The sequence below is a fragment of the Bifidobacterium aquikefiri genome, assembly GCF_002259795.1.
In the GTDB taxonomy this organism is placed as follows: Bacteria; Actinomycetota; Actinomycetes; order Actinomycetales; family Bifidobacteriaceae; genus Bombiscardovia; species Bombiscardovia aquikefiri.
Genome location: NZ_MWXA01000003.1, coordinates 342,543 through 356,097, shown reverse-complemented (window position 1 = coordinate 356,097; position 13,555 = coordinate 342,543). Strand labels below are relative to the sequence as shown.

Annotated in this window: 5 protein-coding genes and 1 tRNA gene; 2 read left to right on the top strand and 4 right to left on the bottom strand. The window is 55.4% G+C overall.

The genetic code is table 11. The features are described 5' to 3' along the window. Positions 1-203 precede the first annotated feature (203 nt). Positions 204-425 carry a hypothetical protein gene (locus BAQU_RS03170; protein ID WP_094692600.1) on the top strand — a complete coding sequence of 74 codons (222 nt, stop codon included), beginning with the start codon at positions 204-206 and terminating at the stop codon, positions 423-425. A 428-nt stretch (positions 426-853) separates the two neighbouring features. Here BAQU_RS03170 and BAQU_RS03165 read toward each other — a convergent pair. Continuing rightward, positions 854-927, bottom strand: a tRNA-Gly gene (locus BAQU_RS03165). A 163-nt stretch (positions 928-1,090) separates the two neighbouring features. Then, the gene (locus BAQU_RS03160) at positions 1,091-1,906 is read right to left on the bottom strand and encodes a LysE/ArgO family amino acid transporter (protein ID WP_158215623.1); all 816 of its coding nucleotides are present in this window, start codon (positions 1,904-1,906) and stop codon (positions 1,091-1,093) included. 257 nt (positions 1,907-2,163) lie between these two features. On the opposite strand from BAQU_RS03160, the gene BAQU_RS03155 reads away from it, so the two are divergent. Next, entirely contained in the window at positions 2,164-3,192 is a 1,029-nt protein-coding gene (locus BAQU_RS03155; protein ID WP_158215622.1) for an ArgP/LysG family DNA-binding transcriptional regulator, read from the top strand. Between the two features lie 89 nt (positions 3,193-3,281). Here the strand turns inward: BAQU_RS03155 and BAQU_RS03150 are convergent, their stop codons facing one another. Together BAQU_RS03150 and BAQU_RS03145 are read right to left on the bottom strand one after the other, a co-directional pair. Then, on the bottom strand, positions 3,282-3,740 hold the full coding sequence (locus tag BAQU_RS03150) for a holo-ACP synthase (RefSeq protein ID WP_169713254.1): 459 nt from the start codon (positions 3,738-3,740) through the stop codon (positions 3,282-3,284). A 412-nt stretch (positions 3,741-4,152) separates the two neighbouring features. Further along, entirely contained in the window at positions 4,153-13,503 is a 9,351-nt protein-coding gene (locus BAQU_RS03145; RefSeq protein WP_094692596.1) for a type I polyketide synthase, read from the bottom strand. Positions 13,504-13,555 lie beyond the last annotated feature (52 nt).

Sequence of the window (13,555 nt, the reverse complement as noted above, 5' to 3'; positions counted from 1 at the left end):
CTTGCCTTGATGCATTCCCCGTTCGTCTGGAGGAGTCGAGCAGCGGAGTGCAGCAGCGCTGGTCGTTTGCACGGGTATGCTGATGTCGATGAAGGATCGGTCACAGGACTTTCTTGTGTCCCGGTTGGCTTGTTGTCCTCCGACATTTGTTTCATTCCTGCGGATGATTACAATGCACCACCATGCCTCGTATATTGTGATGCATGGATATTTACATGATTCTCTTCTGGACCGGACTCGTAGTCACGATCATTGGCGTGCTGATACTCGTGATGGGTGGCATCTCCTTCCAAATGCGTGCTCTGTCGAACAAGAAGCCTTGGGATGGGCACACACGCCCATTACTGGGATATGGTCTACTCACTTTCATCATTGGCATTGGTATTTTCCTGCCTGGAATCATCCACTTGTACAACATGGCATGACATGACACAGCCTCGCTTCGGCGGACTTCTTGGGTTATACGGCAAAAGGTGGTTCGGCCGTTATCCGCTGATATTGCACGTGTTGTGCTTTGGAAGTCGCTTTTCGAGCAAATCTGAGTGAAAAACGACCTCCAAAGCACAACCTGAGCAACATGCGTTCGTCTAGCCCGTTATGCGGGACGTTTCGTCTCACATGACGGAATAGGTGAGCCACCCGTACCGGCCCACACGCCCCTCGGATTTTCTCTCTCTTCTTTCACCGAGGCCATTCCCTTATCGCTTCGCAGTTGCTGCCAAACGAGAAGGAAGAACCCCAACTACACGCATTCCGGATTGTCTCTGAGATACTCACTGATAACATACCTTTACTGTGAACGTTTAGAGAAGCTCAGAAACATTGCAATTCCAACGTTCCCAGACCGAGAAAATGGAGCGGGCGACGGGAATCGAACCCGCGTAATCAGTTTGGAAGACTGAGGCTCTACCATTGAGCTACGCCCGCATTGGTGCGAAAGCGGCATTCGCCACTCTCACAGCAACCTGAGTAATTATACATGCACCCTGAACAATGCGCGACACGACGGCTTCAATGCCGCCTTTACCACATGGGATTCATCTCGCCTTATAGCAGCAAGAGCGTATGGCTGGGCGCACAACCGGCACAGTCAGCGCAGTGCCAGATGTGCCGCGATGAAGATCATCATGATGCCGATGATGATGTCAAGCACCAGCCACGCGTATTCGTTCTTGAATAGCTTTGACATTTTCGATGACAGGAATCCAAGCGAAATGAACCACACCATGCTGCAGAGCATCGCACCAGCTGCGAATGACCATTTGAGTCCAGCTCCGTAGGATGCTGCAATCCCACCAAGCAATACCAATGAGTCGAGATAAACACCGGGGTTGAGGAAGGTAAAACCGAGGCAAGCAACAAGACTCTTCTTTAATGTGGTCTGCGCACCTTTCTGGAATTCATTGGCTGAAGATTCAACCTCTCCAGCAATGGATGCGGATGCGGAGCCTCTCAGCGACGAAGCCGGCTGAGTGGCCATTGAGTCGACCACATCGCCATCATCGACGCCACTGTGTGAATCATTCAAGTCATGCTCATCAACGCTTGCACCGCCGGCAAGGGCAAGGGCGCGCGCCTTGCGCAGCTTAAAACGAGATTCCAATCTCACACAGGTTTCGAACACACGCTTGAATGCCGAGAAGCCATAGATGAGCAGCACGAACGCACCAACCAAGGTAAGCGCCTTCATAACCTCGGGATGGGCCGAGACCATGCTTCCCATACCGGCAGTGCCAAGACTTATCAATACGATATCCGCGCCAATGCAGATGGTAAGTATCTGCGGCACGTATGCTCGCGCGATGCCCTGGCGAATGATGAACGCGTTCTGTGCTCCAACGGCAACGATGATTCCGGCCTGGCTGGTAAAACCTGCGATAAGAATCGATAACACTAATGAACTCACAATCAAGTAGCCTAAGTGTTCTCAAACAATAAGTCCAAGTGTTTTTATTTATATATTATTAGTTTTACTTATGCTAGAGTCCCTATTGATACCATCTCGGCCATCAGCTGATTCATATAGTCGTGAGGCATTGCGTGCGTCTTTCGTTGGCAAGAACCATTGCAATCACCGGAATATTCGAAAGTCACGAGCATGAAAGCAGCAACGAAACGATGTCACATCCATCAACCTCACGAGTAGAAAAGGAAGTGCGCACAATGCCAAAGTCTTCAAGAAAGGTAGATACTGGAGAAACTCGCCAGTCCAACATCAAGCTCACAGCCCAGGAACTCAACACAATCACAAAGATGCAGAACTCCAGTCAAACCCTTGATGACATCGCAGCAACGAAAGTTGCCGAACAGATTCGCACACTCCCCCTTGAGCAGCTCAACGCCTTACAGACCATTCTCGAAACCGGCAGCTTTGATGCCGCAGCTGACGAGCTTCACCTCTCGCAGTCAGCGATCAGCCAGCGCATCAAGAATCTCGAGTCACAACTGGGGCATATCGTGCTGCAACGTAGCAAGCCGGTCAAACCGACGCAAGTCGGGCAACTGCTAGTACGACTGGCACGGCAGATTGAACTTGCACAGGACGAGGCAATCTCAATGCTGAAATCCGAACGAACCGCAAGCGCAGTCAACATTCGCATCGTGGTCAATGCCGACGCGCTGGAAAGCTGGGTGCTTCCGGCGCTTGCTCCGGTCGTGCATCGGTCTATTTCCATCGATATTCGTCGGCAGGATGAGCATATTTCGGCTGGGTTGCTGCGCTCCGGTGAAGTCATGGCTGCCATCACCGCCGAAGGGAGGGCTGTGCAGGGATGTTCGATCACCAAACTCGGATCGATGCCCTATTACGCGGTTTCGACTACCGAATTTGCTGAGCGCTGGTTCCCGAGTGGCATGACCCTGGACGCGGTCGAGCATGCACCGCTGATTCAATATGACCGCGAGGATCGCATGCAATACCTGTTCATTCGCCGCATCACGCGCATCAAGGTTCACCCGCCGACACATTACATTCCCACCTCGGTCGGATACAACAACGCAATTTCGCTCGGATATGGCTGGGGGCTCATCCCCAAGGCATTCCTCGATACCTATCCCAAGGATGGCCTGGCGTTGCTCTCGCCCGAACCGTTGCTTCTGCCCCTGTTCTGGCAGCAATGGAAGCTCTCCTCCCCCGCGCTTGATGCGGTCGCCGAAGCCATCATCTCAGCAGGCCGCAAAGTGCTGGTGTGATCCAACCCCACAGATTGCGTTAACAGGACACTGAGTAGGCAGGTTGCGCCTTGCGAGTCGGTTTTTGCTGTTTTTGTCATAAAAGCGACTTACACGTCTGCACCTTCGTGGCCAGATAAACAAACCAATATCGCGACGGCGGATGCGATGGATCCATCATGTGATAGGGAGATATGCCAGGTCAAGGGGCGCTGTGCTGCAATTGAGCTTGTGAGAGACTGAGCAAGCGATTCTCCAAGAATCGCCTGCGGGCGGCCGCGTGAATCGTCAAGGATTTCGATGTCGCTCCACGGGACTGATTCAATGGTAAAGGGAGCCGTGCCATCGGCTATGGCCTCTGACCAAGCCTTGATGACCGATTCCTTGCCAGCCCATCGAGCCGCGGCATGCAGGAATTCATCATCGTGCTTGAGCGCCGCACGCATGGTGCACTGCCGCAACTCTCGTACAGAGAAGAGCTTGCGTATGGTCGATGATGGCTCATGCCATTGCTGCGAAAATGCATCAACATCGACCACATCATGCCCCAGACCAAGTATTTCGCTCATATCTTAAGCTTATACGGCTCTTCACGTTTTGCGCGTAAGGGATATGTAGTATTGAAACAGCCGGCTCTTCATCACTCTGGGCAAAGCACAGCTGTGAGCGGCTGTGCTTGAGGACATTCCCCTAACTGTTGCCTCTCGAGAATGCCCGGAAAAATCATCGTTATCCGAGCAACCCACCGGCATCACCAGCAACCACCGTCATCCCGAGCGAAGTCGAGGGATCTCCGAATGGCCTCTGTTATTAGTACCCGGGTGTTGAGATCTCTCGACTGCGGCTACGCCTCCGCTCGAGATGACAGAAAACAACAACTGCCGTGCATGGATTCGGCATGGATAGCACAATGTGCCTGCTGACATGTTTTCCGCATGGGAGAATATTTCAACAGGCACATTGTGTCGCTATATTACAGGCTCAGCGCTCATAGTAGCCGGAAGCACCAAGTCGAGCAGCAGGATCGAGCAGCATGGCCTTCTCAATTTCGTGGCCGTCGTAGCCATGTCCATCTTCATGGAAGCGACGGTTATCCATAGGCTTATACAGCGCCGCACGACCCATCATGCCCTCGATGCGATGACGCTGACCGGCGGCGAGACGCGCGTTCGCCTTCTCACGCCATGCCTCAAGCGCCTTCTTACCAGCCGTCTTGGCAACGGCAGCTTCGAATGCACCGGGGTTGACAATGGCTCCGATTCCGGAAACGTGACCGAAACCAAGGGACGTAACCAAACCGGCCTTGACTGTTCCAATATGCAGATGCTTGGTCAGCCACACCATGTGATCGTCGCGGCGCAGCTTGGGATCGACGCAGTCAAGTGAAGCGTTCGCAGGAATCACACCAGAATCGAAGAGCTGGGTCAGACCGTTGATTTGGAAGATGCAGGCACCGCCCTTGGCATGGCCAGTCAGTGACTTCTGCGAAATCACGAACAGCGGGTTGCCATCCGTGCGACCAATCGCATGGGCGAGTGTGTTGTGCAGCTCGGACTCATTCGGGTCATTGGCATTCGTGGAGGTATCGTGCTTTGAAACAACAGTGATGTCATCAGGAGCAACGCCCAACTTCGCCAATTCATGCACGAACTTGGAATCCTTTCCGCCAAGACCCGCTGCCAAGGCACCGAGACCCGGGGCAGGAATCGAAGTGTTGCCACCATCTGCGAAGGAGTGGATGTAACCAACCACGGCCGCCACTGGCAAGCCCATCTTCAAGGCAATATCACCGCGAGTCACCAGGATGGTGCCGCCACCCTGGGATTCGAGGAAACCTCCACGACGACGGTCGTTCGCACGAGAGAAGAAGCGCGGGGCAATGCCCTTGTCGAGCATCTCCTGTGCATTCGCAGTCGCGTTCATGTTGCCGAAACCAATAACCGATTCAACGCCAATATCGTCGATGGCACCGGTGACCACAAAGTCCGCCTTGCCAAGCGCAATCTTGTCGACACCTTCCTCAAGCGACACCGCAGCCGTTGCACAAGCGGACACAGGCTGAATCATGTTGCCGTAACCGCCGATGTATGCCTGCATGACGTGAGCGGCAACAACGTTCGGCAAAGCCTCCTGCAGGATGTCGGTCGGGACTTCCTTGTTGAGGAAGCGGTCCAAGTAGAGCTTTCTCATGGAAGACATGCCGCCGAAACCGGTACCCTGCGTGCTTGCCACCATGGATGGGTGAATGGATTGCAGAATCTCGACTGGTGAGAAACCAGCGGAAATGTATGCGTCCACTGCCGTCACAATGTTCCACAGAGCAATCTGGTCGACGGATCCGACCATCGAAGCGGGAATGCCCCACTTCAATGGATCGAAGCCCTTCGGGAACTGGCCGCCGACCGTGCGGCTCATGGTTGCACGGCGTGGCACACGAACGACTGAACCCTTGTGTCGTGTGACAATCCACTCGCCAGTCTCGTCATCGACACGAATGGAAGTGCGCGTTGCATCGAGCTTCATGTATTCGTCAGCAATTGCCTTGGTCGGCACCGAGAATTCGACATCATGGTCGATGAAGACATCCTGCTCTTCCTCATCGCTACCGTCTGAGTAGTCGTTGCCCATGCCCTCGTCAAATGGACGAATGCCGGAGCGAGCCACGACTTCATCGTGGTAACGCTCTGCAATGTCTTCTTCAGGGACAAGGTTGCCGTCGGCATCGTACCAACCTGGTTTCGGGCTATCCTGCCATGTGAGCAAGCCCATGTTCCACGCAAGCTCCAGCACACCCGCAGCGGTCAGATCAACCTGACCGTCGGAATGAATGCCAAGCTCGGCCTCGAAACGGGTACGTCCTGAACCCCAGGGACCAAGCTCGCCCACGGAGACGATGACGATCTCGTCCTCTGGCTTGGCGCTGACTTGCTTCCAATCAGCCAAATCAACCTTTGGCTGGTGAGGAACGTGCGGCGTTGGCAGAGCCTTGTTCAGCTTCGCGGCGTGAGCGGATTCGGACTTGCTGGCAGCAGCATCACCAGTTGAGTCCTCAGCCGAATCATCCCTTGCCTTGGCTTCTGCCCAAAGCTCATTGATATCGAGCGGTTCATTGCCGAGGCCACCGGTCAAATCAACGTTCAGAGGTGCTTCCAGAGCCTTTTTGCGGGATTCCGGTGAGCACAGATCAATGAGCCTAGCTGCGATCTCGGCAGTTGAATAGGTCTTCAAGCCATGGCTTTCAACAACATTGACCAGAGGATCATTGCCGCCCATAAGTCCGGTTCCACGAACCCAGCCGATGCGAGGGTGTGCGAAGGTGACGCGAGCAGACCAGTCGGTCTCTGCATGTGAACGATTCACAATCGCATCGAATGCCGACTTGACCTCGCCATACGCTCCGTCGCCGCCAAACATGCCACGGTTGGGAGATCCTGGAAGCACCACATGCAGTTTGTGCTGCACATCGGTGTCTGCACCGATGGCCGAGAACCCTGCGATGGCGCGTTCAACGCCCCACAGCATCAGTCGTGCCTGGGATTCGAAGAGCTGACCGGAATCCGCCATGCTGCCATGAACTGGAGGCGCTGCAAATGGGAAGAAGAGCGTTGGCTCGTATTGGGATTTAAGAATTGTGGTGGTTGCACCGTTCGTCTTCTTCTGCTCGTTGCCAACCCACTTCACGAGTTCGTCCACATCTCGATAGCTCGAAAGATTTGCCGGAACCAACCACAGTCGAGCGTTACCAACAGCGTGAATATGATAGGTATTCTTTGCCCACTCAATGGTCGAATGCTTGAAGCTATGGGAAGTGGCAACAACCGTTGCTCCACCGGCAAGCAAATCAGCTACAACCTGAGCGGCAATGGAGTTTGGCGCAACTCCGGTGACAACTGCAATATCCTTGGCAAATTCACCCGAACCATTGTCTGCTGGAGTTTGCAAGGCTTCATCGGCAATCTTCGTGAAACGTGCCACCAGACCGTCATTGCCAGATCGCTTCGCCTTATCAGCGAACCAGGCCGCCTGATCGTGAACCTCTTTACCCGCTCCGACGAAGCTCGGCCCAGCGGATGCACCGTTTTCAAAGGCACCGTCGTAATAGATGTGGGCAAGATCCTCACGAGCGGATGCCCAGCGGTCATCAAGCAGGAGTGCCTTGTTGGCATCGAAGCGAGGCGCGACCTGCTGTGGCCAGTCTGCTCCAAGTTCGGCTTCAACCGTGGCAACCACGGCAGCGTTATCATCCTCAGTTGCCTGTGGAACGGCTCGTGTTGCACCAATCTGGTTGAGCACAAAGCGAGCGGTCTGCGCAAGCACGCCATCGGAACCGGTGACCTTCTGCGCAAAGGCATCGAGCGCTGCGGAATCGACAACCGAACCACCAGCGGCACCGCCTGCACTTGGCAGACTCACTGAAATGCCACGCTGCTGAGCAACCTTCTGCACAGCAGAATCGACGATTGCATTGGCAGCTGCAACGTTGGCCACAGCATCGGTTGGCAGCGAAGCCAAATCGCCGCCACGAGCGGAGGCTCCCTCTCGGGTTTCAAGCACGAGCGCCACGACTGTTGCATACGCCCAGCCAACACCCAGCTGCCAAACATCGGTAACGCGCTTTTCGATCTGAGGAACCTTGACGCCAGCAGCACCGAACATGGCACGTAGACGATCACGGACGATCTCTCCAAGAACCGGCCCGAATGCCTTGTAGTTCGGAGCAACCTTGCTGACCAGGGCATTGAGCGCACCGATGTTGGCATCGGCAGCACCATCGACGCTCGCCACACCAAGTTCGGAGCTGATATCCATCAACAGCTGGTTTCGTCGTGAAGATACACCGTTCGTCAGGGTATCGGTGGTGTCGCTGTCGCCAATCTGATCTGGGCGAAGCTTGCCTGAATATGCAAGCAATGCAGCGATGGCATCTGATGCCTTGAATGCGATGTCAGCAGGACGTTCACCTGAGGCAGCCGCAGGTGCCGGTGCAGCAGGAGCCGATGTCTGGGCAGCAGCAGGTGCTGCGGCAGCCGGAACGGACGGTGTCATGCTCTTTGGCTCTGCAGGAGTCTCCTCCGCCACATCCAATGGTTCATCATCGGCAACCAGGGAATCGGAATCGGTCATGTAGACACGACCTTCATCACGACCAACGTTGTACACGGTGACGTGTCGACCGGAGAACTCCGGCAGACGAAGGGTCTTCGCACCGAGATTGGCGAGCGTTGGGGCATTGCCCAAACCGACCTCTACATATTCCTCAACACCGAGACCGCCCTGAGCACGCGAGGCGAAGAGCAGGGCCTGGGTTTCGATCCAGCGCACAGGCGAGGCGAACTGCCAGGACAACAGCTCAGTCAGCAGCAAGCGGCCAAGCTTCTGCTCATCCTCTGCATAGGAGTTCCACACGGTGTCATCGTCAAGAGCGGCCTTGATACGTGCCGAAGGAACAACCTCAAGGATCTTCGCAGCAAACTCCTTCGTCATTTCAAATGGAGCGGCAACGAGATTAGGGATGTAACGATCCACCAGACGCCCATAGTCGATATGCTGCGGAAGCAGAGCGTCAAGCTTATCCCTGAATTCCGGCACACCCTTGCGAAGCAGTGTGGAGTGGAATGGTACGTCGATTCCCGGAACGAGCATGAACGGCGGCTTGCCACCATATTCCTTGGCCCTATGGGAGGCATCTGCCTGCAGATACTTCAAGCCTGCGATGGTTCCAGCAATGGCATATTGCTGACCCGCAAGATTGTAATTCACAATTTCGAGGAATTCGCCGCACTTCTTGCTGACTTCTTCGATGTATGCCTTGACCTGAGCATCACCAACGCCAAACTGGTTTGGACGAAGTACGCCCATGCGGTAGTTGGAACGTCCTTGAGCGTCGCGATCTATCAGATGATGCATCGTGGAGCCACGGTGGAAGACCAACTCCAGCACCGTTTCCAGTGGAATGATGCCGGCGAAGGAACTCAACGCGTTGTATTCACCGAGCGAGTGACCAGCGAAGTAGGCGGGCCAAATATCAGAGCCAGCCTCCCGCAGACGGGCGGTCTGCGCAAACGCCACGGTGGCGAGCGCAACCTGAGTGAACTGTGTCAGATTCAGCAGACCGTCTGGATGGCGATATGTGATGCCATTGGCGGTGAGTTGCTTCGGATTATCGCGTACGACGGCGAGAATCGAGAATCCAAGCTTCTTGCGGGTCAGTGCATCTGCACGCTCCCAAGTTTCGCGAGCTGCAACGGACTTTGCGCGCTCATCGAGCACCATGCCTTGCTTCTGAATACCCTGACCTGGATATACGAATGCCGAACGGACTGCTCTGGTGATGGCCGTTCCTCGCGAAACAAGCTGACCGTCGATGCGACTCGTAACCTCCAAAACCATGCCGCCGTGGCTGACCTTGCCAACACGTTCGACAGAAATCTCGACGGTGTCGCCCAGCTGCACCATGCCATACATGTTGTAGGTCCAGCCGACGATCTCGCAGTGGAGACCATTGTCATCAAATGCCTGAGCAACATGCTGGGCCGTTGCTGAAAGCCACATGCCGTGCACCAGCGGAGCCTTCAAACCTGATACCGCTGCACCGCGTGCCGATGTGTGTATCGGGTTGAAATCACCGGAGGTACGCGCAAATGCTGTCATGTTCGAAGGAGCGACGACCTTGACCCTACGCAGCAGACGGCGTGGGGTATCAAGCACTTCGTCGGCAATGCCACCGAAGTCAGGGGCCTCCACCGGAAGTTCAGAGCTGTATGCGCGTCCACGAATGGCAAAACGTTCGGTTTCATGAGCCAGAACCGTGCCGTCCTGAGCGGCATGGATGACATGAATCGTCACCACACGGCCAGAAACCGACTCTTTGTATTGCTCAGCCCAGCTGGTGAGTGAAATCGTTTCACCAGTGTGATCAAGCAATTCCTGCTCATTGACATCCATACGAATCAAGTGGTCCAGATGCACAGCATTCAACAGGCCTTCGATGATGGGGAATCCGTCGATATATACCGAACCCAGTGCCGCATAGATGGCTGGCCAAGCTGGTCCGACAAGGGCATCCGGCGTGATCTTCGAAGCAACCAGACCGTTCGGCAAGGTACCCGCGGTGGCGGACTCGTGGTCGAAGCCAAGATTCTCAGCAAAGGTGTAGCTGGTGTGGGCGATGCCGAATGGATAGGCTGCCGTGTCGGCATCCTGCTCGATCTGCGGCATGGCGGTGAGCTTGTCACCGGTGATGCTGGTGTTGCCGATGCCGGCGGTCGCTGCGAGCATCTGATAGACATGCTTTGGCAGACGATCGCGATCCACGACTGGGAAGAGACCGGACTGAGCACCGTCGACGACCAGAGGAATGACAATGTGCCGCACGGCATGCTTACTCACGCCCCGGTCAGGATCGTTGTCCCAGAAGGTATCGAGATGAATGTCAAGGTCAAAGAGCTGGCGGGTCGAGTCGGCATCCGCCTTGGTATCTGCAACGGGGACGATTTCGTAATATGGGTCTCCGACTTCGGTGCCGAATGCAGGATTGTCCATCAAGTGGCCAACCCACGAAATATGCGGGCTGCGACGGATGAACTCTTCAGGCGTTGCAGAACTTGCGAGCTCCGAGAAAGCCTTGGTGGTCTTTCCACCGGCGTTTTCCTTAACGCGCTCAATCGAGGCATCTTCGAAACGCTCAAGAATGTGTGCAACCGGCTCATCCTTGGTAGTGATGCCGCCAACGGAAATCGGCCCAGGAATGATTCGGACCGAATCGGCGCTGTAACGCGAATCTTCGGACTGCCAGAGCTGATCCTGACCCCACCAACGCAGCAGATCGTTATCGATGACTGGTACGAATGGCATAGGCTTCGGGTATTCACGGACCAGCACGGGGAACCAGGCAACGTCGGTCGGAGTGACACGAATGTCGGCGACCTGCGGATATTCCTTCTTCAGCTGCTCTATTGCCACATGTGGATCGGCAATGCTGGCGCGGTCCGGGAAGAGCGAGACGAATTTGCCGCTCTCCTGCTTGCAGACACGAGCCTCGATGCGCTTGAGCAAATGCAGGAAGCGGTCGGCATAGGTGCCGTCGGCCCATGGGTAGGCAAGTTCGACAAAGCGCTCTGCCCACTGCTCGTATGTCATTGAATCAAGGTCGCCGAAGTAGGGCTTGGCAGTTTCGTCCAAAGCCTTGATGATCTCTTCACGACGAGATTCCAACTCCTCTGGATGCTTCATCACACGAACGAGCAGACGGCCGCAACGAGCTGATGAATTCTCAAGCTCATAGATATCTGCATGCAGGTGGCTTAGTCCCGATGTGACACCCCCGACAGCCTTGCCGCTCGGCACCCACTGCTCACCGATTGGCGCGAATGGATCAGCATCTGGCGTGTTGTCGGAGATTCCTGGCGTATCCACCAGCATCTGCTTGACCTGCGGGCTGGTATGGGCTTCCTTCGCCGTCATTGCTGCGGTACCGACAAGCACACCGTCGACCGGCATGTCATGCAGGCCATAGACGCGTGCCCATTCACCGGAAATGTAATCGGCAGCACGCTCGGGAGTACCGATGCCACCACCGGTGACGATCACCAGATTGTCGCATGAGCGAACCTCGGCATAGGTGTTGATCAGCAGATCGTCAAGCGATTCCCACGAATGGTGTCCACCCGCGGCTCCGCCTTCAACCTGAATCAGAACCTTGGTTGGGGCAACTGCCTGTGCAATGCGAACGACCTGATGGATCTGATCGACGGTTCCCGGCTTGAAGCACACGAATGGGAAGCCATCGGCCTGGAGCGATGCGATCAAATCCTTGGCTTCATCGAGCTCGGGAATACCTGCAGAGATGACGACGCCGTCAAATGGCGTACCGGATGCGCGCTTCTTGGGGACGATCTTCTGCGTTCCAAAGTGCAGGTTCCATAGATAACGATCCATGAACATGGCGTTGAACTGAATGGTGCGGCCCTCTTGCAATTCCTTCTCGAGCTTGGCAACGTGACCGTCGAAGACTTCCGAGGTGACCTGGCCACCACCGGCAAGCTCGGTCCAATAGCCGGCATTCGCCGCTGCCGCAACGATTTCAGGCTCTACGGTCGTTGGAGTCATGCCAGCGAGCAGCACCGGCGGCTTGCCAGTGAGCTCACTGAACTTGGTGCGGATCTTATCGCCTGCTGGAGTGCTGATGATGCTTGGCGCGAAGCGCTTCCAATCCTGCGTACGTTCCGGCGATGTCTCAAGTGTGGAGAGCTTGGCGCGTCCGGCAGCGGTTGCCGCCTCAACGATGCCTGCACCACTGCCCTGAAGCAGCGGAGTCGTGATTTTGCCGAGCGTTGTCCCTGGCCCAAAGTCCACGATCCACAGCTTGGTTGGATCCGTGTCTTTAAGCAGGGTTCCTATGTTGTCAACCCAATCAACCGGGTTCACCAATACTTCCTGAGCGAGGGTGCGCGTGCGCGCTGCATCAAGCCCGCACTGTTGCGCCCAGGCGATGGTCATCTCGACGGCTTCCTTCATCAATGGCGAATGGAATGGCAGAGTTACCTCAAGATATTCAAGAACTGGGTTGAAAACGGCTCCTCCACGAATCTTCTCTTCGCGAAGCTTTGCCTGGTGACGATGCTCCTTGCTGACCTCTATGGCAAAGGCTTCGAGATCGCCAGGATAGCCCGAGAGAACCTGATGCGTAGGCGCATTTGACACTGCAATGACGATGGGACCACGTGGCTCAGGAACGCGAGCAATCAAGGTTTCCACTTGCTTGCGCGTGGCTCCCTTGACCGAAAGCATCGGCGTCGATTCACCATGAGAGATCAGGGAGATCTGGCGGGTCTTACGTGTTCCCGCCGCACCGATAAGCATGGCGATTGCAAGAATCTCATCAATTCCAGCGGTTGCCGCCTTGATTGACCCTGCGGCGACAATCTGCTGCACCATATGAGCGGCAATGACGCCCTGCGAGTGACCAAGCACCGCCGTTGCCTTCGCGGTTGCCACATCATAGCCGAGGTTTGCCGAATCGAGCATGGCACCAAGCTGGGCCAGTGCAATGCCGGGAACGCTTGCCGACGCGTCTGCAGCGGCTCCCAATTTCGCCATATTTGGCTTGAAACCAAAGATATCGAGCGAACGACCATTGGTTGCCATCAGGTCTGCATATACAGGGGACAGAAGGCGTTCGGCCGCCTTCACGTGATCCCTGAGAACGGCCTCAAGCGTGGGGTCGGTGGTCAATTCCGCCAAAGCAGTCGTCCACGGCGTGGATTGTCCACCGAAAATAACAGCGTGTGGTTCGCTGCTCAGACGATTGAGGAAGAATGTACTGCTTGTCATAGTGTTCCTTTGCCTTCTTGTGTACTGCACATAGTGATAACGATGCGTTTCT

Coding starts and splice junctions, on each gene's coding strand:
- BAQU_RS03150 (WP_169713254.1), bottom strand. CDS start 3,740: ATGAGCGAAATACTTGGTCTGGGGCATGATGTGGTCGATGTTGATGCA.
- BAQU_RS03145 (WP_094692596.1), bottom strand. CDS start 13,503: ATGACAAGCAGTACATTCTTCCTCAATCGTCTGAGCAGCGAACCACAC.
- BAQU_RS03155 (WP_158215622.1), top strand. CDS start 2,164: ATGCCAAAGTCTTCAAGAAAGGTAGATACTGGAGAAACTCGCCAGTCC.
- BAQU_RS03170 (WP_094692600.1), top strand. CDS start 204: ATGGATATTTACATGATTCTCTTCTGGACCGGACTCGTAGTCACGATC.